At 46.1% G+C, this 26240-nt stretch carries 23 protein-coding genes; 13 read left to right on the top strand and 10 right to left on the bottom strand.

Going from position 1 to position 26240, the window contains the following annotated elements; genetic code table 11:
• The first annotated feature begins 28 nt into the window (after window positions 1-28).
• The 6 genes from CDZ87_RS10225 to CDZ87_RS10200 all read left to right on the top strand — a co-directional run bounded on the left by CDZ87_RS10225 (window position 29) and on the right by CDZ87_RS10200 (window position 8482).
• Window positions 29-1663 (top strand): type I restriction-modification system subunit M, encoded by a 1635-nt coding sequence (locus tag CDZ87_RS10225; protein ID WP_245834684.1) that lies wholly within the window; start codon window positions 29-31, stop codon window positions 1661-1663.
• Window positions 1664-1772: 109 nt separating this feature from the next.
• Complete coding sequence (gene dinD, locus CDZ87_RS10220) at window positions 1773-2615, top strand: DNA damage-inducible protein D (RefSeq protein WP_100753455.1); 843 nt, start codon at window positions 1773-1775, stop codon at window positions 2613-2615.
• The gene (locus CDZ87_RS10215) at window positions 2612-3844 is read left to right on the top strand and encodes a restriction endonuclease subunit S (protein ID WP_100753454.1); all 1233 of its coding nucleotides are present in this window, start codon (window positions 2612-2614) and stop codon (window positions 3842-3844) included. The genes dinD and CDZ87_RS10215 overlap by 4 nt, the downstream gene beginning before the upstream one ends.
• Window positions 3841-7104 carry a type I restriction endonuclease subunit R gene (locus CDZ87_RS10210; RefSeq protein WP_100753453.1) on the top strand — a complete coding sequence of 1088 codons (3264 nt, stop codon included), beginning with the start codon at window positions 3841-3843 and terminating at the stop codon, window positions 7102-7104. The genes CDZ87_RS10215 and CDZ87_RS10210 overlap by 4 nt, the downstream gene beginning before the upstream one ends.
• A complete protein-coding gene (locus CDZ87_RS10205) occupies window positions 7104-7850 on the top strand; it encodes a M48 family metallopeptidase (protein ID WP_100753452.1) in 747 nt (248 codons plus the stop codon). Before CDZ87_RS10210 ends, CDZ87_RS10205 begins: the two co-directional genes overlap by 1 nt.
• Window positions 7851-8257: 407 nt before the next feature.
• Entirely contained in the window at window positions 8258-8482 is a 225-nt protein-coding gene (locus CDZ87_RS10200) for a hypothetical protein (protein WP_100753451.1), read from the top strand.
• A 16-nt stretch (window positions 8483-8498) separates the two neighbouring features.
• Here the strand turns inward: CDZ87_RS10200 and CDZ87_RS17030 are convergent, their stop codons facing one another.
• Complete coding sequence (locus CDZ87_RS17030; protein ID WP_157806459.1) at window positions 8499-8654, bottom strand: hypothetical protein; 156 nt, start codon at window positions 8652-8654, stop codon at window positions 8499-8501.
• Window positions 8655-9155: 501 nt separating this feature from the next.
• Here CDZ87_RS17030 and CDZ87_RS10190 point away from each other — a divergent pair.
• From CDZ87_RS10190 to CDZ87_RS10180, 3 genes are read left to right on the top strand one after another with little or no spacing between them, the layout of a single operon-like run.
• Entirely contained in the window at window positions 9156-9347 is a 192-nt protein-coding gene (locus CDZ87_RS10190; protein ID WP_100753450.1) for a helix-turn-helix transcriptional regulator, read from the top strand.
• 12 nt (window positions 9348-9359) lie between these two features.
• Entirely contained in the window at window positions 9360-11033 is a 1674-nt protein-coding gene (locus CDZ87_RS10185) for a DUF927 domain-containing protein (protein WP_100753449.1), read from the top strand.
• A gap of 60 nt (window positions 11034-11093) precedes the next feature.
• Entirely contained in the window at window positions 11094-11429 is a 336-nt protein-coding gene (locus CDZ87_RS10180; RefSeq protein WP_100753448.1) for a helix-turn-helix domain-containing protein, read from the top strand.
• Between the two features lie 22 nt (window positions 11430-11451).
• Here CDZ87_RS10180 and CDZ87_RS10175 read toward each other — a convergent pair whose 3' ends face one another.
• From CDZ87_RS10175 to CDZ87_RS10130, 9 genes are all read right to left on the bottom strand, one after another.
• A complete protein-coding gene (locus CDZ87_RS10175) occupies window positions 11452-12633 on the bottom strand; it encodes a site-specific integrase (RefSeq protein ID WP_100753447.1) in 1182 nt (393 codons plus the stop codon).
• Between the two features lie 171 nt (window positions 12634-12804).
• Window positions 12805-14166: a tRNA uridine-5-carboxymethylaminomethyl(34) synthesis GTPase MnmE gene (gene mnmE, locus CDZ87_RS10170; RefSeq protein ID WP_100753446.1), complete on the bottom strand. Its 1362-nt coding sequence runs from the start codon at window positions 14164-14166 to the stop codon at window positions 12805-12807.
• A 121-nt stretch (window positions 14167-14287) separates the two neighbouring features.
• Window positions 14288-15907 carry a membrane protein insertase YidC gene (yidC, locus tag CDZ87_RS10165; protein ID WP_100753445.1) on the bottom strand — a complete coding sequence of 540 codons (1620 nt, stop codon included), beginning with the start codon at window positions 15905-15907 and terminating at the stop codon, window positions 14288-14290.
• A gap of 2 nt (window positions 15908-15909) precedes the next feature.
• The gene (gene yidD / locus CDZ87_RS10160) at window positions 15910-16167 is read right to left on the bottom strand and encodes a membrane protein insertion efficiency factor YidD (protein ID WP_084185992.1); all 258 of its coding nucleotides are present in this window, start codon (window positions 16165-16167) and stop codon (window positions 15910-15912) included.
• Window positions 16134-16457 carry a ribonuclease P protein component gene (gene rnpA / locus CDZ87_RS10155; RefSeq protein ID WP_239928257.1) on the bottom strand — a complete coding sequence of 108 codons (324 nt, stop codon included), beginning with the start codon at window positions 16455-16457 and terminating at the stop codon, window positions 16134-16136. The genes yidD and rnpA overlap by 34 nt, the downstream gene beginning before the upstream one ends.
• Window positions 16458-16502: 45 nt before the next feature.
• Window positions 16503-16637 (bottom strand): 50S ribosomal protein L34, encoded by a 135-nt coding sequence (gene rpmH / locus CDZ87_RS10150; protein ID WP_004735800.1) that lies wholly within the window; start codon window positions 16635-16637, stop codon window positions 16503-16505.
• 495 nt (window positions 16638-17132) lie between these two features.
• On the bottom strand, window positions 17133-17870 hold the full coding sequence (locus CDZ87_RS10140; protein ID WP_100753444.1) for an amino acid ABC transporter ATP-binding protein: 738 nt from the start codon (window positions 17868-17870) through the stop codon (window positions 17133-17135).
• Entirely contained in the window at window positions 17867-18538 is a 672-nt protein-coding gene (locus CDZ87_RS10135; protein ID WP_038175801.1) for an amino acid ABC transporter permease, read from the bottom strand. Before CDZ87_RS10135 ends, CDZ87_RS10140 begins: the two co-directional genes overlap by 4 nt.
• A gap of 114 nt (window positions 18539-18652) precedes the next feature.
• A complete protein-coding gene (locus tag CDZ87_RS10130; RefSeq protein ID WP_100753443.1) occupies window positions 18653-19399 on the bottom strand; it encodes an amino acid ABC transporter substrate-binding protein in 747 nt (248 codons plus the stop codon).
• 406 nt (window positions 19400-19805) lie between these two features.
• Here CDZ87_RS10130 and dnaA point away from each other — a divergent pair, with 406 nt between their 5' ends.
• From dnaA to gyrB, 4 genes are all read left to right on the top strand, one after another.
• The gene (gene dnaA, locus CDZ87_RS10125) at window positions 19806-21215 is read left to right on the top strand and encodes a chromosomal replication initiator protein DnaA (protein WP_038175804.1); all 1410 of its coding nucleotides are present in this window, start codon (window positions 19806-19808) and stop codon (window positions 21213-21215) included.
• Window positions 21216-21286: 71 nt separating this feature from the next.
• Window positions 21287-22387: a DNA polymerase III subunit beta gene (gene dnaN / locus CDZ87_RS10120; RefSeq protein WP_100753442.1), complete on the top strand. Its 1101-nt coding sequence runs from the start codon at window positions 21287-21289 to the stop codon at window positions 22385-22387.
• Between the two features lies 1 nt (window position 22388).
• Window positions 22389-23468: a DNA replication/repair protein RecF gene (recF, locus tag CDZ87_RS10115; RefSeq protein ID WP_100753441.1), complete on the top strand. Its 1080-nt coding sequence runs from the start codon at window positions 22389-22391 to the stop codon at window positions 23466-23468.
• 18 nt (window positions 23469-23486) lie between these two features.
• Window positions 23487-25907 (top strand): DNA topoisomerase (ATP-hydrolyzing) subunit B, encoded by a 2421-nt coding sequence (gene gyrB / locus CDZ87_RS10110; RefSeq protein ID WP_100753440.1) that lies wholly within the window; start codon window positions 23487-23489, stop codon window positions 25905-25907.
• Window positions 25908-26240 lie beyond the last annotated feature (333 nt).

Genomic DNA, 26240 nt, shown 5'->3' with positions numbered 1-26240 from the left:
TGACACTGACCAGATTTGAGGAATTTATATGACTAAAGATATGAACGACAAGATTCAGCAAAAAGACATCAACAATGCAGCATGGGCTGCATGCGATACTTTCCGAGGCGCGGTAGACCCTGCGCAATATAAAGACTACATCCTAGTAATGCTGTTCGTAAAATACATCTCCGATGTATGGAATGACCACTACGCAGAATATAAAAAACAGTACGGTGACGACGACGTCCGTATCAGACGTAAGCTTGAGCGCGAGCGTTTTGTGCTGCCAATGGTGGAACTGACAGAAGAAATTGAAGACCCAGCAACCAAAGAGAAGAAAACCGTTGTTACCGACACCTTTTTGGCCAACTACTATTCATTGTTAGAGCGTAAAAACGAACCCAACATTGGCGAGCTGATCAACATTGTTTTAGAGCATATTGAAACCGCGAACAAAGCCAAGTTAGAAGGCGTATTCCGTAACATCGACTTCAACAGCGAAGCCAATTTGGGTAAAACCAAAGACCGCAACCGCCGCCTAAAAACCTTGCTGGACGACTTCAACAAGCCCGCACTCGACATGAGCCCGTCGCGCGTGTCTGAAGATGTCATTGGTAACACTTACATCTACCTTATTGAGCGCTTTGGCTCCGATGCAGGTAAAAAAGCAGGTGAATTCTACACCCCTCATAAAGTCTCTGAGCTGGTTGCGCGTCTGTCTGCACCAAAATCGGGGGCTCGTATTTGTGACCCTGCCTGTGGCTCAGCCGGGCTATTGATTGAAGCCGCTCGTCAAGTAGGTGACCGCAATTACTCACTCTATGGCATGGAAGTCAACGGCAGCACTTGGGCGCTTGCGCGTATGAATATGTTCTTGCACGGCTCCGACTCTGCTCGTATCGAATGGTGTAATACCCTCACCTCACCAGCGTTGGTCGAAAATGACAGGCTGATGAAGTTTGATAACGTGGTTGCCAACCCTCCGTTTTCACTCGACAAATGGGGTGCAGACGATGTTACCGAAGACAGATACAACCGCTACTGGCGCGGATTGCCGCCTAAATCAAAAGCCGACTTTGCCTTTATCAGCCATATGGTTGAAGCTGCCGTTGAAAAAGAGGGTCGTATTGCCGTAGTAGTCCCTCATGGTGTGCTGTTTAGAGGCGCAGCTGAAGGCCGTATTCGTCAAAAACTGATTGAAGAAAACCTACTGGATGCCGTGATTGGCTTACCTGGCAACTTGTTCCCAAGTACAGGTATTCCAGTGGCAATCCTGATATTTGACCGCTCGCGTGAAAAAGGTGGTGCAAATGAAAACCGCAAAGATGTGCTGTTTGTTGATGCCAGCGGTAAAGATCATTACCAAGCGGGTAAAAACCAAAACATCCTGCTGGATGAGCACTTAGACAAAATTGTTGCGGCGGTAACAGCCCGTAACGAGGTAGAAAAATACGCCCATTTGGCCACCTTTGACGAGATCAAAGAGAACGACTTTAACCTGAATATTCCGCGTTACGTTGATACCTTCGAAGAAGAAGTTGATGTCGATATTGTGGCGGTACAGGCTGAGATCACCACCCTTGAAAGTGAGCTTGCCGATGTTCGCAGCAAAATGGCAGCGCTGTTAAAGGATATCGTACCTAACGAGGCGCAAAGCAACACAGCGGAGGTGGCTGAATGAGTATGACGAACAACAACCATTTTGTTGACGCCAACAAAATGGTGTCTAAGTGTGAGTACGGCACTACCAACCAATTGCGTGACGTCACGAAAATGGTAGGAGGTGCGCAATGAGTGATAAGCAGCTTACCCAACCAGAACACACCAGCTTTGAAAGCTTAAAGCATGAATCTGAAGGCAACGAGTTCTGGTATGCCAGAGAGTTACAGACTGTTCTTGACTACAGTACTTGGGACAAGTTTGAGCGTGTTATCAAAAAAGCGATCACAGCTTGTGAGGGCTCTGGCCAGTCGAGTGAAGACCATTTTTCCCAGGTGGGAAAAATGGTTGATATTGGCTCGGGGGCTAAGCGAACTACCCGTGATTATCAGCTTTCCCGTTACGCCTGTTACCTCATTGTGCAAAACGGTGATGCCAGCAAGCCGGTGATCGCCAATGGGCAGACCTATTTTGCCATTCAGACTCGTCGCCAAGAGCTACAAGATGACACTGGCTTTCAGCAGTTAAATGAAGACCAAAAACGCCTAATGCTGCGCAATGAATTGGCCGATCATAACAAGCAACTGGCTGCGGCAGCCCGTGATGCAGGAGTTGAATCGGGTTTGGACTACGCCATTTTCCAAAACCATGGCTACAAAGGCTTGTATGGCGGGTTAGACAACAAAGCCATTCACCAGCACAAAGGCTTAAAAAAGAGCCAAAAAATCCTCGACCACATGGGCAGTACCGAGCTTGCCGCTAACCTGTTCCGCGCCACGCAAACAGAAGAGAAGCTAAAGCGTGATCAGGTCAGCAATAAAGCCCATGCCAACCAAACTCATTTTGAGGTAGGTGCAAAGGTACGAGCCACCATTGAGGAGCTGGGCGGCACCATGCCAGAGGATTTGCCTACGCCGGAAAAAGGTATTCCTCAGCTAGCGCGTGCGCAGAAGAAGTTGGAGGGTGATCAATGAGTAAAGAATGGAAAAATGGCCGCATTGGTGACTTGATCAGTTCATTTGAGTCTGGAGTAAGTGTAAATGGCGAGGACCGTGAGCCTAGTGATAATGAATATGCCGTATTAAAAGTAAGCTCCGTGACGTATGGTCACTTTAATCCCAAGGCAAGTAAACCAATATCGGGAAAGGAGCTTGACCGAGCAAAATGCACTCCACGTGCGGGGCAAATTATTATCAGTCGTGCCAGTGGCACTTCTGCTCACGTGGGTGCAAGCACATACGTATATGAAAATTACCCTATGAGGTTTCTTTCAGACAAACTATGGCAGACTGTTCCCAATCCAAATGTTGGAACAAACATGAAGTGGCTATCCTATTGTTTGGCATCGCCAAAAATTAGGTCACAAATACTTGGGTTTGCAACGGGAACCAACATCAAAAACATAACAAAAAAAGAATTTTTGTGGATTCCGATACAAATCCCACCTATACAAGAGCAAAATAAAATCGCAGAAATGCTCGATCTTTGGGACGACGCCATCGAAAAAACAGAGGCGTTAATTGCGGCCAAGGAAAAGCAGTTTGAGTGGTTAAGATCCCACTTAATCAGCAGCTCTCGGACGAACCAGACGCTAAAGTTTGGAGATTTTCTAACTGAAAGCAGAATTCCAGACACTACACAAGATCCAGAGAGAAGGCTTACTGTCAGATTACATTTGAAAGGCGTAAGTGTAAGAGATTATCGTGGCACGGAATCGACTGACGCAACGAAATATTTTCATCGTAAATCAGGCCAGCTTATCTATGGCAAGCAAAATGTATTTAGAGGCTCTATAGGAATCGTTCCTTCGCATCTAGATGGCTATAGCTCATCGCAGGATATTCCAGCATTCGATATAGCTGATAATGTTAATTCTAAATGGCTGTACTGGTATCTTTCTCGTCCATCATTTTATTCATGGTTAGAAAATTTTTCAGCAGGCTCGGGCTCTAAGCGATTACACCCAAAAGAGCTATTTAAAATCAGCGTTGATCTTCCAACATTGGAAGATCAGAAGCGTATTTCTGACAGTTTAAATTTAGCTGATAAGGAAATCAGACTTCTCAAGAAGACCTTAGAGCAATACCGCAGTCAAAAACGCGGTCTGATGCAAAAACTGCTTACAGGTGAGTGGCAAGTGACCAGTGCGCAGGTTGGTGCTGAGGGTGAACTTCAGGATCGTACAAAGGAGAACGTCGCATGAGCACACCTCCAGTAAATTACGATACAAACTCGGAGCCTTCGGGCTTTGAGTTTAACGAAAAGTACTTGTCGCAAATTCCTGCCCTGCAACAGTTAATCAATTTGGGTTATCAGTACCTTACCCCTGAGCAAGCACTGGCTGAAAGGGGTGGGCGCAGTGCCAATGTGATTTTGGAAGGAGTGCTACGTCAGCAGCTAAAAAAGATTAATCGCATTAACTATAAAGGTGGCGAGTATCTGTTTAGCGAAGAGAACATTCAAACCGCGATCCAAAAGCTCAAAAATATTAAGTTTGATGGCCTGCAAAAAACCAATGAGTCGATTTACGATTTAATCACCTTAGGCTCAGCCATGGAGCAAACCATTGAGGGGGACTCAAAAAGCTTTACCCTCAATTACATTGATTGGAAAAACCCAAGCAACAATAGCTTTCATGTGGTGGCGGAGTTCTCGGTTGAGCGCGCACGTAGCACCGATACCGTGCGCCCCGATATCGTCCTGTTTGTCAATGGTATTCCCTTTAGCGTGATTGAATGTAAATCACCAAAAGTGGATGTAGAGCAAGCCGTATCACAAAATATTCGTAACCAGGGTGATGACTATATTCCGCGCCTGTTTACTTATGTGCAGCAAGTGCTGGCAGTGAATAAAAACGCCGCCCAATACGCCACAGCTGGCACACCTAAGAAGTTTTGGGGCGTGTGGAAAGAGCAGGAAGATAAACCTGCCGATGTCGATAAAGGCGTAAATACCGTTTTAGACGAAGACACTAAAGCACAGCTATTCAGTGGCGAGTTTGCTGCCGCACGGCCATTTTTTGATGCGCTAGAGGCGGAAGGTAAACGCTTGGTGACGGAACAAGACAATGCCATTTATAGCCTGTGCCGCCCAGAGCGTTTATTAGATTTGGTGTATCGCTTTACCCTGTTTGATGGTGGCATTAAGAAAGTAGCCCGCTATCAACAATACTTTGTGATTAAAGCGACGATCGCCCGAATTAAACGTTTGACCAATAAAGGCAATGGTGCAAAAGAAAACCGCCAAGGTGGTGTTATTTGGCATACCCAAGGCTCAGGTAAGTCGCTGACTATGGTGATGCTCACCCGCGCTATGGCGCTAGAGCCGCAGCTTATCAATCCAAGAATCATTTTGGTTACCGACCGGGATGATCTTGATAAACAACTGGGTAATACCTTTGCGGCCTGTGGTTTAAGCCGCGAACGTGCCACGTCTGGCCGAAACTTAGTTAAGCACCTGAAAAACAAAGTGGGCCTGATCACCACACTGATCCACAAATTTGACAAAGGCTGGGTGGCCGAGAAGTTTGTGGATGAGTCGCACGATATTTTTGTATTGGTCGATGAAAGTCACCGCACTAACTTTGGCTCATTGGCCGCCCGAATGCGCCAAATGCTACCTAATGCCTGTTTTCTTGGCTTTACCGGTACGCCACTACTGAAAAAAGAAAAGAATAACTTTGCCAAGTTTGGTGGCCTGATTGAGCCGCACTATACCATTAAACAAGCGGTTGCCGATGAAGCAGTATTGCCATTGCTGTACGAAGGCCGACACATTGAGATGGAGCAGAATCAGTCGGCTATCGACCTCTGGTTTGAACGCCACACCGCCGATTTAAGCAAAGAGCAAAAGGCCGACCTTAAAAAGAAATACGCCCGCGCTGAAATGCTAAACAAAGCTGATCAGGTGATATATATGCGCGCCTTTGATATCAGCGAGCATTTTCGTGCGAACTGGCAAGGCACCGGCTTTAAGGCTCAGCTGGTTGCCCCAGGTAAACAGGCCGCATTAAAGTACCAAGAGTTTCTACAGGATATTGGCATCGTCACCACAGAGGTGGTGATTTCTGGCCCTGATACCCGAGAAGGCCACGACGAAGTGGACGAAGGACCAACCGATGAGGTAGGTAAATTCTGGGATAAAATGATGAAGCGCTTTGGCTCTGAAGAAGAGTACACCAAGCAAATCATCAATCAGTTTAAATACGGTGATGACCCTGAAATACTCATTGTGGTGGATAAGCTATTAACTGGTTTTGATGCACCGCGTAACACCGTGCTGTATCTATGCCGAACCCTGCGAGAGCACACGCTATTACAGGCTATCGCTCGGGTTAACCGCCTGTACGAAGGTAAAGAGTTTGGCTATATCATCGACTATGCCAGCGTACTGGGCGAGTTGGATAAAGCCCTAACCATGTACGAAGCCTTTGAAGGGTTTGATGAAGATGACTTAGCAGGCACGCTCACCTCCATTAACGAAGAAGTGTTTAAACTGCCACAGCGTTACTCTGACCTATGGGATTTGTTTAAAGGCGTTAAAAACTCAAAAGACGAAGAAGCCTATGAAGTGTTGTTGGCCGATGACGAGTTGCGTGAAGAGTTTTACGAATGTTTATCGGCATACAGTAAATCTTTAGCCATCGCTTTATCGTCTGAGCAGTTCATCATGAGCTCTGATGAGAAGAAGCTACAAACCTATAAAAACGATTTAAAGCGTTTTCAGAACTTAAAGGCGGCGGTTAAGTTGCGTTATGCCGAGGCGATTGATTATCGCGACTACGAGCCGAAAATTAAAAAGCTGCTGGATACCCATATTCAGGCTAATGAGGTGACTCAGCTTAACGAGCCCGTGAATATTTTTGATGAAAAAATGTTTACCGCCGTGAAAGAAGAGCAAGGGGTTTATCAAACCAAAACCACGGCATCAAAAGCGGACACCATCGCCCACGCCACGAAGCGCAGCATTTCGGAGAATATGGATGAAGACCCTGCGTTTTATGAGAAGTTCTCGAAGCTGATCCAAGCCGCCATTGATGACTTTAAGGCCAAGCGCATCTCAGACTTAGAATATCTCAACCGAGTGATTGATATTCGTAACAAAGTGGCCACGAAGCAGCATGATGATATGCCTGATTGCATTCGTGAGAACGACGAAGCGTGTGCCTACTTTGGTTTGATTAAGCCGCAGTTTCAGCAAGTGGCAACACTCAACGAGTTAGATGATGCTCAGCTTGATGCCATTGCGGCACAAACATCGTTAGCGATACAAAAGATCATTGATGATCATTGGAAGGTCGATTTTTGGGACGATGCCGACGTTCAAAAAACGGCGATGAATGATATTGACGATTTTCTTTATGATGAAGTCAAAGAGCAGTACGGCGTGACGCTGAGCTTAGAACAAATGGACGAAATCATTGAGAAAACCATGCAGGTTGCGAAGCACCGGAGGCATTCTTGATGTCGTCAACCATCAAGCAAACCGAGGCACCAGCGGCAAGTGCTGAAAGGCTAGCGGTTGTATACGGAGGGGGAGAAATCCCCTTCCAGCTGGCTTTTTCTAAACGCAAATCGCTGGAAATATCAGTTCACCCTGACAAATCAGTTTTTGTGAAAGCTCCTGAAGGCACCGACCGTGAGGCCATTGAAGCCAAGGTGAAAAAGCGAGCTCGGTGGATCAAACGTCAAATTCGCTACTTTGACCAGTTTGATCCAAGAACTCCTTCTCGCAAATACGTCAGTGGTGAAAGCCATTTGTATCTTGGTAAGAAGTATCGGCTAAAAATTGCAGTAGGCACTGACAACGGTGTAGCGCTGAAAGCGGGCTTTTTTTGGGTAACGTCTGCCAATGGTAAACCAGACCATGTGGAGTCGCTACTGAGTGATTGGTATCGAGAAAAGGCCGATTTTCATTTAAATAAGGTGTTTTCGGATTGTTGGGAGAAGTTCAAACATTCAGATGACAACAAGCCAACCATTAAAATAATGCAACTCAAAAAACGCTGGGGCAGTCTATCAAAAAACGGAACGCTTACCTTAAACCGCGAGTTAATTAAGGCACCGAAAGAGTGTATTGAGTACGTGATCATTCATGAACTGTGTCACCTAGAGCACCACAACCACGGTCCAGAGTTTTATCGCTTACTCGAACGCTCTCTACCAGATTGGGTGAAGCGAAAGCATAAACTAGAAATGGCACTTATTTAGTTAATACTGATGCTCTAGCCACTCCGAATGTATAACTGATCACGACGTGGCAGCAGAACCATAATTCATTTTGATTGGCAATGATAAGCCCCCTAACGTGATTTAACTGTACCGATTTGGTCTAAACGGTACAGTTCATTGCGGCTTAAGGTTTTGAGAAAAATGGCAGTCATCCCTTGTTATGTCTGCGATCAAGGCATTGAGGCCGTTTTTGCTAGGGCGGCAAGTATACCGCTTTTCTAGGTGGTCTATGAACCGGTACACTTTTCAGATGGCTTGTATTGGGTTTGGGATTATTCTGTTTGTACATAGTTCAAATATTTCAATTAGTTGTCGCATATCCGGTGTTTCTTGCCAGACTGGTTAATATGGTGTAACGAGGTAGGGGAACAGGTAAGCCGATAAAAATGAAAACTGACTCAGCTGAAGCTGCGGTTAGCCATCCAGGCTGTGCTGGCATTGAACCTCATGCGTTCGCAGAAAAAGAGGCGAAGGCAACAGTATGCCGTGATTGGCTATGGTCGATAAAAGTGATGGTGAAGTTGGTTCTTTTTGTAGTGCTCATGTTTGCTTTACCTGCTCCAGTTTCATTTTTGATTATTTTGCTTACCGCATCATTTTGGTTTGGTTGAACAAACTCCATCGACGTTATGGTAGGCCAAGAAGGGGGAGAAGGTTCGCAGGGCATAGGCACATTTCAATGGTAGATGGTTCGCCATCTGGCATATCAAGTTCAGTAATATACCAAGCTGGACAGGCTGGTGCGGCGGGTGTGGAATTGATACCAGATACTCCAGATTTCATCTCTGATTCGAGTTCAACACCATTGGTATGGAGATATAAACCCTACAAGTGGCCTTCCAATGATGGAAAACTCTTGTATTGATGTCGGTTGCAATGTGTTTTGGGGATAACAGTATGACTAGCATTGATACCAGTTTTGACAGTGGTTGCTGTTGGGTGTGTATACTGGTATGCCACATATCAGATGAAACGGAGTGAGAATCATAAGGACGGTTAATATTCCAGTTTTCTACTTTCCTAAGACTATGATGATGCCTCTTTCACATGTGAAAGTGCGCGGTAAATTGTTTTAGTGGGGTTATGAATCTTCAGATCATGAAGAGTACGTTTTTTGCTGAATTTAATCACCGCACCATTATCTGCTTCTGTAATCCTAAATATCCTATTTTACAGGCCTTCTTTCATTCCAAACTGCCCAAAATGGGCCTGAGCACCGCGCGCCTTTGCGTTGCTCACCCTGCAAACTACTTCTTGATTATTCATTAGCTATCAGGAGTAGTTATGACCGCACAAAAACAATCAAATCAGCTATTAAGCTATCAAGAAGTTTGCAAACTAACGCAACTATCTCAAGCGACGATTCGCCGCTATGTAAAAAGCGGTTCTTTTCCTTCTCCAGTGAATTTATCGCCTGGCTCTCGAGCTGTGAGGTTTCGAGTTGAAGATGTGCAGAAGTGGCTTTTGAGCCTGTGATAGGGAGGTCATATGAAGTTTCGTCATCACCATGATCAACTACAGTATTTCTGCCGTGAGCGAGGTTGGCGTTCGTTGAGCTCTTCGGTCAAGGTTCTTGCTAGAACGCGTTCACCTGATCGGAAGTCAGGGTTCAGTGCTTGTATTGAAATCATCAATATGGACAGACAGACGATTCGAATGATAGTGCCTGCCAGAAAGATCATGGGAGGGACCAACTATCAGTTAAGAGATGAATTGTTTGATACCGGTTTTTGGCTGGAGCCTGAGCAAACTGCATGGAATATGGTCCAGCGCTATTTGCGGGAAGAGCTCAAAGCGGCAGAAACGGCCTTTTGTGTCACAAGAACAGGTTGGCATGACAAGGTGTTCGTCACTCCGGAGAAAAGTTTCGGACGGTCAGATGAGTCCTACTATTTTTCTGGTGGGATGGCTGATTCGCTCTGTTTGGCAAAAGGGAGCTTAGCGGAATGGCAAAGTGAAGTCGGTTCTTTGTTGGTCGGCAACCCATTGCTCATTTTTTCTGTTGGTGTTGCGTTGGCCGCACCGCTTCTCAAGCCTGTTGGAATGGAAAGTGCGGCATTCCATATTATGGGGCCGTCTTCATCGGGGAAATCTGTCACATCGTTTGTTGCGGCGTCTGTTTATGCTGATAAGTCATATATCAAGTCGTGGAAAACGACGGCAAACGGTATTGAAGCGGTTGCATCGGAACATCATGACATGTTGCTTGTGTTAGATGAGCTTGGGTTGTGCTCGGCGGAAGAAGCCAGTTCTGCGGCTTATCAAATCGTCAACGGATGTGGAAAGCTGCGAGCCACCGAAACAGGCGGCCTGGCGAATATTGCCAATTGGCGGACGTTGACATTGAGCAATGGAGAAGTTGGCCTGACAGAGCTGATGGAGTCAGCTGGCTATCAAGTGAAAGCAGGTCAGCTCATTCGAGTCATCGAAATTCCTGCCGAAGAGCGTTTCGGTTGTTTTGCGGATCTACACCGCTTTTCCTCACCATCTCAGTTTGCTGAGCACTTAGAAAAGCAGACTCAAAAGTACTTTGGCACTTTGTTCACGGCTTGGATGACGCTTATTTCAGATAAGCCCGATCTGGAAGTCGTTTTACAGCGTGAAATCGAAACGCTGAGGCAGCATTGGTCTAAAAGCAATTATTCCGGCCAGGTTCATCGGGTATTGAAGCGCTTTGTCCTGGTTGGTGTAGCGTTGTCTGTTGCGTCACGAAACCACTTAGTGCCATGGTCTGAAGAAGAGTCGCTGTATTCCGTCTATAGCGTTTTTAGTCGCTGGTTATCTCACAGAGGGCACCAGCATAATCAAGAAACGTATGAGGTGTTAAGTGCTTTGAAACAAGCGATTAGCCATTGGGAAAATAAGCTTCCTGAACTCTGTACAAGCAGACCGTCAAAGTTTGGTTACTGGCGGCAGGATGGTGATGACGTCCAGTGGCTTATCCACAAACAAGAATTTGTTAAGCAGCTTCGACTGCGGCGTCAGTATAAGAGTCAATTGAGCCCTTTGATTCATAAAGGGTGGTTTGAAACCAATGAAGATCGTAGGGGAACACTTCGGGTTATCGACAAGAAGAACGGTAGTGAGTTTGATCATCGTTTTTTCGCCTTTTGGCCGGAAAAGATCCTCTCTGAGTTGAAGGAGATGGGTATTGATGAATAGTGCATTTCCCGGTTTTCCCACTCTTCCCAAAGACATTCCAATGGGTGAGGCGGTGATACGATGACAACCAACGAGCAAGTTCTTCTTCAATCCATTCTCGCCAAGATTGATCGTGTTGAGCGCGCTGTTCTGGAGCAGCGTTTGCAGCAACAAAAGGTGGAGTTGCTTGGAAAGGACATTCTAACCGTTGATGAATGTGCAGCCTTGTTGGGTTTATCAACCAACCAGCTGTATAAGCTAACGAGCTCGGCAGAGATCCCTTACTTTAAGCTTGGCAAACACCTCCGATTTGAGCGCCAAGCTATCATGAGTTGGGTTGAGGAGCAGCGTGTTTCATCTCATTATGAGATCGAAAAAAGGGCAGCAAATTATGTCGCCACCGTTTCTCGTAAGTAATACTTTTATAGCAGCGGCCTCATCAGGCCGCTGAATCCTTTCCAGAAGCAAAAATATCAGGGAATGTCAGCATGGCTTCCATCCTGCGTTGTTCAATGATGTCAGCGTAGATCTCTGTTGTCTTAAGTTCGCTATGACCGAGTAATCGAGACACTGAGTAAATATCTACACCTCTGCTCAATTGGATCACGGCAAAGGTATGGCGGCCACTGTGGAATGTAACGTGTTTACTGATCCCAGCAGCCAGGCTCCATCTAAGCAATTCAACGTTCATGTACGAAGAGTACTTTAATCCCTTGAATACGCGCTCGTGAGAAGCTTTAGGGCTACCCAGAAGAGTTTCAGCTGACTTTGGTATATCTAAATACTGAAGGCTCTTAGCATCGCCGTGAGAGAGCTTGCTCTGGTCGAAGATAATTCGTTTGTGCTCTTGAAACGTCTCTATTTCTGACCAGGTGAGCTTTTGAATGTCGCACCAACGCATACCTGTTGAGCAGGAGAAAAGAAATGCACGCTTGAGAATTGGGTAGCGACATTCCGTTTGAGCTAGAGAGTTAACCTCATCTAATGTCAGATAAACACGCTGAGTCGTCTTTGCTTTGATGCTGGTTACTTGTGCAAGCGGGTTATCGCGAATAATACCCTCTCGATGTGCTTCGTTGATCGCCGCTCGAACTTTATTGAAGTAGGAGCTTTGCGTGTTGCGAGACAAAGGCTCATCACTCTTGGTTTTCGCTTCATTGGTCAGGTAATACTTAAATCCGTCTAACCAGTCTTTATCCAGCTCATCAAAGCTAAGATCATGTTTCCCGCAGTAGAACAGCAGGTGCTTACGAGCTGAAAGCCAGATCGAGTGGTTGGAGCTTGAGGTAGTTTGTTCTTTGATGTCAATTTGCCGTTGAAAGTAATCAATGAAGCTAGCTGAACGCTTGGTTCTATCCTCAAAGCCATGCTTTTGGGATTGCCACTCAACCAGCCGTTTACTCTTAATGGTTTCGGCGAGAAGCATATGTTCTTTGTTGTGTTGGCGCTGGGTGGGTGTTTTAGGTTTGTCGTGAACGTACAGGTCTAAAGTTTCGTAGCTGCGTTTACGTTTATTTTGGCGTCCACCTAGTGTGTTTGTGGCATAACCATGATCATAAACCAAACGTAGTGAGCGTGTGCCATCAGCTCTAAGTGTTCGTTTTTGAATAGAAATTTTCATTTTAGACTCCATTTGGGCCCCAATCAGTGCGAGTAGCATGTCATGGAGCCCAAATGGGGACTAGATTTGGCAATTAACGGCAACGGATGGAAATAAACGGCAAATGATGATCTAAGAAAATCAGTGTGTTATCTACCGTTTCTTGCTGTTGTTTTCCGTTATTTGCCCACTTTACTTCCCGATACAGAATGATGAAAAGATGCGTCCGAGTAGGTCATCGGAGCTAAATTCTCCAGTGATTTCGCTCAAATGTTGTTGCGCTATTCTCAGCTCTTCAGCGAGGATTTCACCCGCCATGTAACCTTCTAGCTGCTGCTGACCAATATCGAGATGCTCTGCGGCGCGTTCCAATGCCTCTAGATGACGACGACGCGCCATAAAGCCACCTTCATTACCACCAGCAAAGCCCATGCATTCTTTTAAGTGAGTACGCAGAGCCTCAACGCCTTCACCGGTTTTAGCGGAAAGGCGAATGAGAGTAGGATCATTGACGTGACAGATTCCTAGCTCTTCACCGGTTTGATCCGCTTTATTACGGATCACGGTAATGCCAATATTGGCGGGGAGACGATCGACAAAATCGGGCCAGATCTCTTTTGGGTCTGTCGCATCAGTGGTGGTGCCATCGACCATAAACAGCACGCGATCGGCCTGGGCGATTTCATCCCAAGCGCGCTCGATACCGATTTTTTCCACTTCGTCTGAAGCGTCGCGCAGACCTGCCGTGTCGATAATATGCAGTGGCATACCATCGATATGGATATGTTCGCGCAGCACGTCACGGGTGGTACCTGCAATGTCCGTCACGATGGCAGACTCTTTACCCGACAGGGCGTTCAGCAGGCTGGATTTACCCGCATTCGGCCGGCCTGCAATCACCACTTTCATCCCTTCACGCATAATCGCGCCTTGGTTGGCTTCTTTGCGCACGGCGGTGAGGTTATCGATGATTGCCTGCAGATCGCCAGCCACTTTACCATCGGCGAGAAAGTCGATTTCCTCTTCAGGAAAATCAATCGCTGCCTCGACATAAATGCGTAGGTGAATTAAGGATTCGACTAAGGTGTGGATACGTGATGAGAAAGCGCCTTGTAGCGACTGTAGCGCAGACTTAGCGGCTTCTTCTGAACTGGCATCAATCAAGTCAGCAATCGCTTCAGCTTGGGCTAAGTCGAGCTTGTCGTTTAAGAATGCACGCTCGGAGAACTCACCTGGACGGGCAGTACGAATGCCTTCGATGGCAACGATGCGTTTTATCAGCATGTCCATCACCACTGGGCCACCATGGCCTTGCAGCTCAAGTACATCCTCGCCAGTGAACGAGTGTGGATTAGGGAAGTAGAGGGCGATACCTTGATCTATTTGGCTGCCATCTTCAGCGCAAAATGGCAGGTACTCCGCATAACGAGGGCGGAGTGATTTTCCGGTCACTTCTTGCGCGACTTTTTCTGCGAGTGGGCCAGAAACGCGAATAATACCCACGCCACCACGACCTGGGGCGGTCGCTTGTGCCACTATGGTCTCTGTTGTCATAAATGAGCCTGTTATCTCTCGGTGCCAGTTTGGCAAATATACACTTAGCTGAATTGTAATCAGCTCAAATAAAAAAGGCGACCTTTTGGCCGCCTTTTACTGTTATTCCATTTATTGAAGGTTACTTGGAGTGTAAGCCTTTTTTCTCGAGCGATCTAAAAATCAGCGTTTGCTGGATTAGCGTTACTACGTTCGAAACAAGCCAGTAAAGAACCAGACCTGATGGGAAGAACAGGAAGAAGAAGGTAAACATCACCGGCATAAAGGTCATGATCTTCTGCTGCATTGGGTCGGTCACTGTGGTCGGGCTCATTTTCTGAATCATGAACATCGACGCACCCATCAGTAGTGGCAATATGTAGTACGGGTCTTGCGCTGAAAGGTCATGAATCCAACCGAAGAAAGGTGAGTGACGTAACTCAACCGACTCCATCAGTGCCCAGTATAGCGAGATGAAGATAGGCATTTGTAGAATCAGAGGAAGACAGCCACCGAGGGGGTTCACTTTCTCTTTCTTATACAGTTCCATCATTTCTTGGCTCATGCGCTGACGGTCATCGCCAATACGCTCACGCATCGCTTGCAGCTTAGGCTGAAGCATACGCATTTTTGCCATTGAGGTGTACTGCGCTTTAGTTAGCGGGTACATCGCACCACGAACAATGAAGGTCAGACAGATAATTGCGACACCCCAGTTGCTGACAAAGCTTTGAATAAATGAAAGTAGAGTGTGCAGTGGTTTGGCGATAAACCATAGCCAACCGTAGTCAACCACTAAGTCGAGGTTAGGCGCCACTTGTTCCATTTGATCTTGTAGCTTAGGACCAATCCAAAGTGTTGCTTGGAATTTAGTGCTGTCACCATCGGCGATGGTTTTGTTTGGTATGCGTACACCGATATCGCCCAAGTTACCAATTACACGAGTGTAGAGATTGGTGCCTGGTTCATTACGTGGAATCCACGCGGTAGCGAAGTAGTGCTGGATCATTGCCGCCCAACCCTGACCGTTTGGTAGCGGTAGAGAAAGGTTGCGATCTTGCATATCGTCGAAGCTGTACTTTTTGTAGCGAGTATCTTCAGTTGAGTAAGCACCGCCACGGTAGGTTGGCATCGTGATGCTGCCACCAGCGTCAAGTAGATTCTGACGTAAGTGCGCGTACATACCGAGTGTCGCGTTGTTGCCAGACTTGTTGACGACATCGTATTCAACATCAAGAGCATAGCTGCCACGTTTTACAACGAACGTTTTGACATATTCAAGACCGTTAGCTGCGTACGTTAATGGAATACGCAGTTCATCTTGACCTTCCGCGAGGGTAAAGTTGTCTGCGCTGACCGAGTAAGCAGGGCGGTTTGAACTGCTCAGATCAATACCCTGAGGACCAACAAGGCCACTTTGAGCAATGAACTGATGACCAGGTTCGCTTTTTAGTAGAACTAATGGGTCAGACGAATCTAGCTCGTTTGAGTATTGGTTTAAATCTGCATTGATGACATCGCCACCCACCGTATCAATCGACAGAGTCAATACATCAGTGGTCACGGTAATCGTTTTAGCAGAAGCTTGCTGCCCTGGCGTTGGGTCTAGCTCATCTGCAAAAGATGGTGCGGGTAGAGTACTGCTTGATTGAGCCTGCTCAACCGGCTGAGGCGTTGGATTCTTTGCGACTTGCCATTGCTGGAACAATAGAAAAGAAACCAGTGCTAGCGCGATTAACAGGATATTACGTTGAGAATCCATCGTTATTTATCTCTGTCTTGTTTTTGGACTGGTGGAACGGGGTCGTAACCCCCTTCATTCAAAGGGTGGCATTTTAATAGACGTTTGCTTGATAACCAACACCCTTTTACAAAACCGTGAGCTTTCAACGCTTCAATGGCATATGTTGAGCAAGTTGGAGTAAAACGACAACGAGGTCCGATAAGCGGACTAATAAGACCTTGATAGAGACGGACGAAGCCGATTGCTAACCACGCGAAGGGCGAGATAGGCGCTGCCATAATTTATCAAACAGTTTGAAAATTTCTTCATTACTTAAATCTTGCGCGCTTTTCTTAGCAATAACAACAAAATCTTTATTAGCAAGTTGATGTTGATTGTTACGAAAGCTTTCACGTGCAAGGCGCTTAAAACGATTTCGACCGACGGCGGTTTTGATCTGTTTTTTTGGAACGGCTAAACCTAGTCGAGGATGAGATAGGCTATTTTTACGAGCAATGATGGTGAAATGAGGTGAGCCTGCTCGGTGAGCTTGCTGAAAGACATTTTGATAATGCTCGGGAGTTAACAAACGTAACTCCCGATTGAACGCGTACGTATTCAAAATAATCGAAGATTACTTAGAAAGACGCTTACGGCCTTTTGCACGACGTGCATTGATTGTAGCACGACCGTTTTTAGTAGCCATACGTGCACGGAAACCGTGAGTACGCTTGCGCTTTAGAACGGTAGGTTGAAAAGTGCGTTTCATGATAATTACCTTTACTGATCAGTAGTTTTAGGTCAATGTTAACCCGGCGTGGGTCGTAACGTCTTCTTTATATAAAAGAGGACAAAACCGACGCCTCTCAACAAAGAGGCGGAATTGTAATCACAGTCACACTAAGTGTCAATCTTTGTGCAAATGCTAAATTCCGGCCGAGCGATTATACGGAGTGTGAGCAAAATCTCAAGGATCGATCGATCTTCTTTAGTGATCTTTAGGGTCTGTTAACCTTTCGCGGTTAAATTTTGTTCGAGATAGAATCGTTTTAGGCGCGGCAAGGAGTATGTCGCCTAGTTATTCTAAGCCAATACTTCTTAACAAAGCATAGAACGATTCTAGCCGAACCCTTCGAGCAGCCTTTGTGGTTCATTTCTACTGCGTTATCGGCTTTTTATGTAGAGCAACTACACGTCAAAGCCTCTGCCTTGTATAAATTTCCCACAAAGTGCTGCAAAAATCAGCTCGGAAGGTCAACAGACCCTAGTCAGCTCCGACTTGTCGAAGGAATTTTTTCAAGCGAGGATCTTGTGGATTACCGAAGATATCCTGTGGAGAACCTTGCTCAACAATATGTCCTTCCGCCATAAAGATCACCCGATCGGCGACCTCTCTGGCAAATTGCATTTCGTGGGTAACCACCAGCATAGTTTGGTGTTTTGTTGCTAAGTCCTTCATTAAACTAAGAACTTCACCAACCCATTCTGGGTCTAGCGCCGACGTTGGTTCGTCAAATAACAATAATTCTGGCTGCAGAGCCATAGCTCGACCAATACCGACACGTTGCTGCTGGCCACCAGATAGCGATGCTGGATAACTATCACCCTTGTCACTTAAACCAATGTCATCGAGAATCTGTTGTGCACGCTGTAAGGCGTGTGATTTTTTCCATCCGCGAACGGTGATCAGACCTTCAGCAATATTTTGTCGCGCCGTCATATGGGCAAATAACGCATAATTTTGAAATACAAAACCAGTTTTACGACGGAGAGCCAACACTTCTGCTTCGGTATGCTTTTCGCTATCGACACTGACATCATCAATGCTAATGACACCTTTGTCGGCTCTCTCGAGAAAGTTAACGGTGCGAAGTAGAGTCGATTTACCTGTGCCACTTGAACCGATAATCACGATGATCTCACCTTGTTTTATCTCAAGGTTGATCCCTTTAAGTACTTCGCTATCGCCAAAGCGTTTATGAATATTGTCTAGTTTGATCATCGTACATACGCCTTATTCAGTTTGGCCTCTGCCCAGATTTGCACGCGAGTTAGGATCACCACGACACCCCAGTAAATAAGTGCAACCGCTAAGAAAGCTTCGAAGAAACGAAAGCTCGATGAGGCCTCCATCTGCGCTCTAGCCATGATTTCTGCCACGCCTAGGGTAAAGGCCAGCGAAGTCGACTTAATCATATCAATGAAGTAGTTCATCAGTGACGGCAGCGCGACGCGTGTTGCTTGTGGCAAAATGATCCGACGCATCGCTTGAGAAGTTGTCATGCCGACCGACAGACTGGCTTCCATTTGGCTGCGATCGATACCGATAATGGCGGCGCGAATACTTTCTGCCATATAAGCGGCAAAGTGCAAGGTTAAACCAATCACCGCGGCACTAAATGCATTGAGCCCGACCAACCATGGGAAGATTTGAGGTAAGCCGTAGTAAAGCAGAAACAGTTGAACCAACAGCGGAGTGCCACGGAAAAAACTGATATAGAGCTGACTTAATTGATCAAGTACTGGGATGCGAAATACGCGAATATTGGCCAGAATGACCGACAAAATCAGTGAGAAAAATAGCCCCCATGTGGCCATTTCCATGGTGGTGCCAAGATACTTGAGTAGTATTGGCATTAAATCCAGCATGTAGTTAAAGTCAAATCCCATAATGGTTTCCAATATTTGATAACGGTATAGAAAAGCAAAAACCCACTGCAGAGGAAGGCAAGCAGTGGGTTAAAAATTTTCTATCTCTGAACTGCGATAGAAAGTATACAGATTTTACTCTGTGATATCAGCGCCGAACCATTTTTGCGAAATTTTCGCTAGAGTGCCGTCTGCGCGCATGGCTGCTAGAGCTTGGTTGACTTCTGCTTGAAGCTTGTTGCCTTTTTGGTTATCAACAAATGGCCACGCATTTTGAATGGTCTCAAACGGTTGACCAGCCAGTTTGAGAGGCAGACCGGTTTTCTTGATAAGCTCAAGAGCAGACAGACGATCCATAACGAAGGCATCCGCTCGACCAAGTGCGACATCGTGCTCTATGCCCGTGTCATATGTTTTGATGTTGATCTTGCCGTCTTTGTCATAGTTACGTAGTAGTTGTTCAAAGTTAGAGCCTAAGTTGACGGCAACGGATTTCCCCGCTAAATCTTCGACGCCTTTGATGCTGTCATTGTTGCTACGAACGGTAATTTGCGCACCGTCGACCACATACGGGTCAGCGAACAGGTATTTCGCTTTACGCGCGTCCGTCATGGTGATTTGGTTTGAGATTGTATCGATGCGACCTGTTTCTAGCAGACCAAATAGGCCAGAAAAGTTAGCGGTGACGTATTCTATTTGGTAGTCATTGCGTTTGCCGATTTCATCCCACAGGTCGACTTCAAAGCCTTGCAGTTGATCTTGCTGAACAAAAGTGAATGGGAAGTAACGGCCTGACATGCCGACTTTCACTTCCGTTGCTGCTTGAACAGTAGCCGCTGATAGTGCGATGGCTGCCACAGCAGCTTTAATCCAGTTTTTCATATTACAACTCCAAATTATCTTGGGGATAAATACTACTGTCACTTTAGTTAATTAGATAAATAACTAAGAGCAATAACCTAGTCACTAGAGTAATAAGCTTGGTTGATAATTGTCCACTTTATCATCGAGTCACTTTTCCTGGTTGATCTTAGGTCTTTTCGTCGTCGTGGCGATCATTCATTCACAGACTTATCACCAATTCAAGGATCGTGGCAAAAATGCCCTATTGTGGATCAAAGTGTGGGTAAAAGTGGGGCAGCGTGTGGTGAACTCGGGAATAATATCGAAAATATTGTGAATAACTTCGATCTTATTCACTGGATCCTCGATCATTTGCTGGCGATCTTGGTTATCAACAGGTAAAATTGCCAATCTTTCCAGATCAATTACTTCGAGTGGGGGCACCGTGTCATCTTCGCTTTGGTTGCAATGTTTGCAACAGCTTCAAGAAGAGCTACCAGCAACTGAATTCAGCATGTGGGTTCGCCCGTTACAAGCGGAGCTCAATGACAATACGCTTACTCTATTTGCCCCAAACCGTTTTGTTCTTGATTGGGTTCGTGACAAGTACATTAACAATATCAACCGCCTGCTACAGCAATACTGTGGCAATGATGTGCCGAGTCTACGTTTTGAGATCGGCAGTCGTCGTGTTGTTGCGCCAAAACCGGCGGCTCCTAAGCGTACCCCTGCAGATGTGGCCGCAGAATCGTCGGCGCCTGCGCAATTACAAGCGCGCAAACCAGTACATAAAACCTGGGATGACGACGCACAAGCGATTGCCAACATCAACCATAGATCGAACGTTAATCCAAAACACAAATTCAATAACTTTGTCGAAGGTAAGTCGAACCAATTAGGCTTGGCCGCAGCGCGTCAAGTGTCTGATAATCCGGGCTCTGCTTATAATCCGCTGTTCTTATACGGTGGCACTGGTTTAGGTAAAACGCACTTGTTACACGCGGTAGGTAATGCGATTGTTGATAACAAGCCTAATGCCAAAGTGGTTTATATGCACTCTGAGCGTTTCGTTCAAGACATGGTTAAAGCATTGCAAAACAATGCGATTGAAGAGTTTAAGCGTTACTATCGTAGCGTTGATGCGTTGCTTATCGATGATATTCAATTTTTCGCTAACAAAGAGCGCTCGCAAGAAGAGTTCTTTCATACCTTTAACGCGTTGTTAGAAGGCAATCAGCAGATCATTTTGACCTCAGACCGTTACCCGAAAGAGATCAACGGGGTAGAGGATCGTCTCAAGTCACGATTTGGATGGGGCCTAACGGTGGCGATTGAGCCGCCAGAGTTGGAAACTCGTGTCGCGATCTTGATGAAGAAAGCGGAAGATCACCAGATTCATTTGGCGGATGAAGTCGCGTTCTTTATCGCCAAGCGTTTACGTTCTAACGTTCGTGAGTTGGAAGGCGCACTCAACCGAGTGATCGCCAATGCCAACTTCACTGGCCGCCCAATCACTATTGATTTCGTTCGCGAAGCGCTACGTGACTTGCTGGCTCTGCAAGAGAAACTGGTAACGATAGACAATATTCAAAAGACCGTGGCGGAATACTACAAAATTAAAGTGGCTGATCTGCTGTCTAAGCGTCGTTCACGTTCAGTGGCGCGTCCACGTCAATTGGCGATGGCGCTAGCGAAAGAGCTCACTAACCACAGTTTGCCAGAAATTGGTGATGCGTTTGGCGGTCGTGACCATACCACTGTGCTGCACGCTTGCCGTAAAATTCAGCAATTGCGTGAAGAGAGCCATGATATTAAAGAAGACTACTCGAACCTGATTCGTACTTTGTCGTCTTGATTCGCACTATTTCTTGATTCACAGTATTCTAAGCACCGAGCAATAATAACGAATTCGGATAAGAGCCTCTTATGAAATTTTCCATTGAGCGTAGCCACCTACTGAAACCTCTTCAACAAGTTTCAGGTGCGTTAGGTGGTCGACCAACGTTGCCGATCTTGGGTAACTTACTACTGAAAGTCGAAGACAACATGTTGTCGATGACGGCAACCGACCTTGAAGTAGAGCTGATCAGTCGTGTCACTCTGGAAGGTGAATTTGAAGCGGGGAGCATTACGGTGCCATCGCGTAAGTTCTTAGATATTTGTCGCGGTTTGCCAGATGACGCTGTGATTACCTTTTTATTGGAAGGCGATCGTGTGCAGGTTCGTTCCGGGCGCAGCCGTTTTTCGCTTGCGACACTACCAGCTAATGATTTTCCTAATATTGAAGATTGGCAAAGCGAAGTCGAAATCTCGCTCTCCCAAGCCGAATTGCGTGGCTTGGTCGAGAAAACCCAGTTTTCGATGGCCAATCAAGATGTGCGCTACTATCTCAACGGGATGCTGTTTGAAATTGATGGCACCACTCTACGCAGTGTCGCAACCGATGGTCACCGTATGGCAGTGTCACAAACCCAGTTAGGGGCAGACTTTGCCAACAAGCAGATCATTGTGCCACGCAAAGGGGTACTTGAGTTGGTCAAACTGCTTGATGCCCCAGAGCAACCAGTCGTGTTGCAAGTCGGTAGCTCGAATGTGCGCGCTGAAGTGAACAATTACGTCTTTACCTCTAAGTTGGTCGATGGTCGTTTCCCTGACTATCGGCGTGTTATGCCACAAACTACCACCAAAACCCTTGAAGCGGGTTGTGATGAGTTGCGCCAGTCTTTCTCTCGTGCGGCGATTTTGTCTAACGAAAAGTTTCGTGGCGTGCGTGTTAACCTCGCTGATACACAGATGCGTATTACGGCCAATAACCCTGAACAGGAAGAGGCCGAAGAGATGCTCGATGTACATTTCGACGGTGAACCGATTGAAATTGGTTTTAACGTCAGTTACGTGCTCGATGTGCTCAATACTCTGCGTTGTGAGCGAGTGCGTATTTCGATGTCAGATTCAAATGCGAGCGCCCTCATTGAGAATGCCGCCGATGACAGTGCCATGTATGTGGTGATGCCAATTCGACTCTAGCATGCCGCTTTCTCGTCTCATCATTCAGCAATTTCGAAATATTAAAGCCTGTGATATTGAACTATCAGCAGGCTTTAACTTTCTTATTGGACTAAACGGCAGTGGCAAAACCAGTATCCTAGAAGCGATTTATTTGCTCGGACATGGTCGTTCATTTAAGAGCTCATTAACTGGGCGAGTGATTCAAAATGACTGCAGTGAACTGTTTGTTCATGGACGTTTTTTGAACTCGGATCAATTTGAGCTACCAATTGGCATTAATAAGCAGCGTGATGGCTCGACAGAGGTTAAAATAGGCGGTCAATCTGGGCAAAAATTGGCACAGTTGGCGCAAGTTTTACCATTGCAGTTGATTCATCCTGAAGGGTTTGAACTACTCACGGATGGACCAAAACAACGACGTGCATTTATCGATTGGGGCGTGTTCCATACTGAAGCTGCTTTTTATGATGCATGGGGGCGTTTTAAGCGTCTCAACAAGCAACGTAATGCGTTATTAAAAACTGCGACCAGTTATCGCGAACTCAGTTACTGGGATCAAGAAATGGCGCGTTTAGCGCAACAGATTGATGTTTGGCGTAGTGCGTACGTGGCCCAAATGAAACTGGTGGCTGAAGAGTTGTGCCAAGGCTTTTTACCCGAATTTGATATTCAATTGAAGTATTCAAGAGGCTGGGATAAGGACACCCCTTATCAGCAGATCCTCGAAAAAAACTTCGAGCGTGATCAATCGCTTGGTTACACGTTTAGTGGCCCGAATAAAGCGGATTTAAAAATTAAAGTGAATGGAACGCCAGTAGAAGACGTTTTATCACGAGGTCAGTTGAAGTTAATGGTATGTGCACTGCGTGTTGCACAAGGACAGCACCTTACTCAATTGACGGGCAAGCAATGCATCTACTTGATAGATGACTTTGCTTCTGAATTAGATAGTCAACGTCGACAGCGCTTAGCAGATTGCTTAAAAGCGACGGGGGCTCAGGTTTTTGTAAGTTCTATTACTGAAAGCCAAGTTGCTGACATGATTGAGTCAAACAGCAAGATGTTTCATGTGGAACATGGCACAATAGGACACGGATAAATAGTGAGAGAGTAACTGATGTCGAATAATTACGATTCATCGAGTATTAAGGTACTGAAGGGTCTGGATGCGGTACGTAAACGTCCAGGAATGTACATCGGCGACACTGATGATGGCACCGGTCTGCACCACATGGTTTTTGAGGTGGTGGATAACTCAATTGATGAAGCGTTGGCAGGCCATTGTTCAGACATCATAATCACCATCCATGAAGATAACTCGGTATCGGTCAGCGATGATGGCCGTGGTATTCCAACGGAAATGCACGAAGAAGAAGGTGTTTCTGCTGCTGAAGTTATCATGACGGTACTGCACGCTGGCGGTAAGTTCGATGACAACTCATACAAAGTATCCGGTGGTCTACATGGGGTTGGTGTTTCGGTTGTGAACGCCTTATCTGAAAAAGTGGAACTGACCATTAAGCGTAAAGGCGAAATATTCCAACAAATCTATCATCATGGTGTACCTCAGTCGCCATTAACTGTGATTGGTCAAACGGAAGAAACCGGTACTCGAATCCGTTTCTGGCCAAGTGAAGAAACCTTCACCAATATTGAATTCCATTATGACATTCTGGCTAAACGTCTGCGTGAGCTTTCGTTCCTAAACTCTGGCGTATCGATTAAGTTAATCGATGAGCGCGAAAAAGATAAATCGGATCACTTCATGTTTGAAGGTGGTATCCGTGCTTTTGTTGAGCATCTAAACCGCAATAAAACCCCAATTCACCAAAAGATTTTCTACTTTGATCATACTCGTGAAGAAGATGGCATTACGGTCGAAGTGGCGATGCAATGGAACGACGGTTTCCAGGAAGGGGTGTACTGTTTCACCAACAATATCCCACAACGCGATGGTGGTACTCACTTAGCGGGTTTCCGTGGCGCATTGACACGTACGCTTAATAATTTCATGGACAAAGAAGGTTACTCGAAGAAAGCGCAAGCGGCGACTTCAGGTGATGATGCTCGTGAAGGTTTAACGGCGGTTGTTTCGGTAAAAGTGCCTGATCCAAAATTCTCAAGCCAAACCAAAGACAAACTGGTTTCATCAGAAGTGAAATCGGCAGTTGAGTCAGCGATGAGTGAGAAGTTGTCGGAGTTCTTAATTGAAAACCCAACGGAAGCAAAAATCGTGTGTGGCAAAATTATTGATGCGGCTCGTGCTCGTGAAGCGGCGCGTAAAGCGCGTGACATGACTCGTCGTAAAGGCGCGCTAGATTTAGCGGGCCTGCCGGGTAAACTGGCCGATTGCCAAGAAAAGGATCCTGCTCTTTCTGAACTGTACATAGTGGAAGGAGACTCTGCTGGCGGATCAGCCAAGCAGGGGCGTAACCGTAAAAACCAAGCGATTTTGCCGTTGAAAGGTAAAATCCTTAACGTTGAGAAAGCACGCTTTGATAAAATGCTTTCTTCTCAAGAAGTTGCCACACTTATTACTGCCCTTGGTTGTGGTATTGGCCGTGACGAATACAACCCTGACAAACTGCGTTATCACAACATCATCATCATGACCGATGCTGATGTCGATGGTTCTCACATCCGTACGCTACTATTGACCTTCTTCTACCGTCAGATGCCAGAGTTGATTGAACGTGGTTACATCTATATTGCTCAGCCACCACTTTACAAAGTGAAGAAAGGTAAGCAAGAGCAATACATTAAAGATGAAGAAGCGATGGAGCTATATCAAGCTGGTCTTGCTTTGGATAATGCTGAGCTTTATGTCAACGCTAATGCTCCTGCTCTAGCTGGCGGACCGCTTGAAAAACTAGTACTTCAATACAACCAAAGCATGAAACTGATTAAGCGTATGAGTCGTCGTTACCCATATGCAATGATCAACGAGCTGACTTATATCCCTCGTTTAACCCCAGAGATGTGTAAAGATGCTAACCAAGTGCAAGCTTGGGGGGCAAAACTGGTCGAGCAACTGAACGCTAAAGAGGTTGGCGCAAGCCAATACTCACTTGAAGTGGAAAAACACGAAGAGTTGGGTGTGAGCATTGTTAAGCTGGTGGTTCGTACGCATGGTGTGATGCATGAATATGTGGTCTCTTTGGATCTATTAAACTCGAAAGAATACGGCCGTTTAGCGGATCTATCAGAAGCATTAGATGGCTTAATTGAAGAGGGTGCGTATGTCAAACGTGGCGAGCGTACTCAAGAAGTTTCTAGTTTCACAGAAGCATTAGATTGGTTGATCAAAGAGTCGCGTCGTGGTCTTTCACTACAGCGTTATAAAGGTTTGGGTGAAATGAACCCTGACCAACTTTGGGAAACCACCATGGATCCAGACTCTCGTCGTATGATGCAAGTAACGATTGAAGATGCGGTTGGTGCTGACCAGTTGTTTACGACACTGATGGGTGACCAAGTTGAACCACGTCGTAACTTTATCGAAGAGAACGCATTGAAGGTGGCCAACCTAGACGTCTAGTCTGGCGCCACTTTAGTCTCAATACCGTCCAATTTTGGGCGGTATTTTTGTTTTTAAGTGACTGAAATTAATGAGGATGAAAAAATTTTAATTTTTTCTCTTGAAACGATTTTGCCGCATCCCTATATCTATTGGTGAAGGGGTCAGCTGTCTTGCTCAGTCGAGAAGAAACAGGCCCCCGGTACCGCTAAAGCCGTCTCGCTCGTTGGAGGATTCGGAGTTAGCCCTGATTTAAAATCCCGATTCTAACCATGTCCCTGTGCAATATTGCCTGTGGAGTGGCAAACAATCACTTAGTCGCCAGTGCATCTGGTACTGGAAACTCACGGCTAA

The sequence above is a fragment of the Vibrio salilacus genome (assembly GCF_002811245.1).
In the GTDB taxonomy this organism is placed as follows: Bacteria; Pseudomonadota; Gammaproteobacteria; order Enterobacterales; family Vibrionaceae; genus Vibrio; species Vibrio salilacus.
Note: the sequence above shows the minus strand (reverse complement) of the source record. Positions and strands in the feature narration are given on the sequence as shown.

Bases quoted from the DNA above. Each gene is read 5' to 3' on its own strand.
- CDZ87_RS10225 (WP_245834684.1), top strand. From the start codon at position 29: ATGACTAAAGATATGAACGACAAGATTCAGCAAAAAGACATCAACAAT.
- dinD (WP_100753455.1), top strand. From the start codon at position 1,773: ATGAGTGATAAGCAGCTTACCCAACCAGAACACACCAGCTTTGAAAGC.
- CDZ87_RS10215 (WP_100753454.1), top strand. From the start codon at position 2,612: ATGAGTAAAGAATGGAAAAATGGCCGCATTGGTGACTTGATCAGTTCA.
- CDZ87_RS10210 (WP_100753453.1), top strand. From the start codon at position 3,841: ATGAGCACACCTCCAGTAAATTACGATACAAACTCGGAGCCTTCGGGC.
- CDZ87_RS10205 (WP_100753452.1), top strand. From the start codon at position 7,104: ATGTCGTCAACCATCAAGCAAACCGAGGCACCAGCGGCAAGTGCTGAA.
- CDZ87_RS10200 (WP_100753451.1), top strand. From the start codon at position 8,258: ATGAAAACTGACTCAGCTGAAGCTGCGGTTAGCCATCCAGGCTGTGCT.
- CDZ87_RS17030 (WP_157806459.1), bottom strand. From the start codon at position 8,654: ATGAAATCTGGAGTATCTGGTATCAATTCCACACCCGCCGCACCAGCC.
- CDZ87_RS10190 (WP_100753450.1), top strand. From the start codon at position 9,156: ATGACCGCACAAAAACAATCAAATCAGCTATTAAGCTATCAAGAAGTT.
- CDZ87_RS10185 (WP_100753449.1), top strand. From the start codon at position 9,360: ATGAAGTTTCGTCATCACCATGATCAACTACAGTATTTCTGCCGTGAG.
- CDZ87_RS10180 (WP_100753448.1), top strand. From the start codon at position 11,094: ATGACAACCAACGAGCAAGTTCTTCTTCAATCCATTCTCGCCAAGATT.
- CDZ87_RS10175 (WP_100753447.1), bottom strand. From the start codon at position 12,633: ATGAAAATTTCTATTCAAAAACGAACACTTAGAGCTGATGGCACACGC.
- mnmE (WP_100753446.1), bottom strand. From the start codon at position 14,166: ATGACAACAGAGACCATAGTGGCACAAGCGACCGCCCCAGGTCGTGGT.
- yidC (WP_100753445.1), bottom strand. From the start codon at position 15,907: ATGGATTCTCAACGTAATATCCTGTTAATCGCGCTAGCACTGGTTTCT.
- yidD (WP_084185992.1), bottom strand. From the start codon at position 16,167: ATGGCAGCGCCTATCTCGCCCTTCGCGTGGTTAGCAATCGGCTTCGTC.
- rpmH (WP_004735800.1), bottom strand. From the start codon at position 16,637: ATGAAACGCACTTTTCAACCTACCGTTCTAAAGCGCAAGCGTACTCAC.
- CDZ87_RS10140 (WP_100753444.1), bottom strand. From the start codon at position 17,870: ATGATCAAACTAGACAATATTCATAAACGCTTTGGCGATAGCGAAGTA.
- CDZ87_RS10135 (WP_038175801.1), bottom strand. From the start codon at position 18,538: ATGGGATTTGACTTTAACTACATGCTGGATTTAATGCCAATACTACTC.
- CDZ87_RS10130 (WP_100753443.1), bottom strand. From the start codon at position 19,399: ATGAAAAACTGGATTAAAGCTGCTGTGGCAGCCATCGCACTATCAGCG.
- dnaN (WP_100753442.1), top strand. From the start codon at position 21,287: ATGAAATTTTCCATTGAGCGTAGCCACCTACTGAAACCTCTTCAACAA.
- recF (WP_100753441.1), top strand. From the start codon at position 22,389: ATGCCGCTTTCTCGTCTCATCATTCAGCAATTTCGAAATATTAAAGCC.
- gyrB (WP_100753440.1), top strand. From the start codon at position 23,487: ATGTCGAATAATTACGATTCATCGAGTATTAAGGTACTGAAGGGTCTG.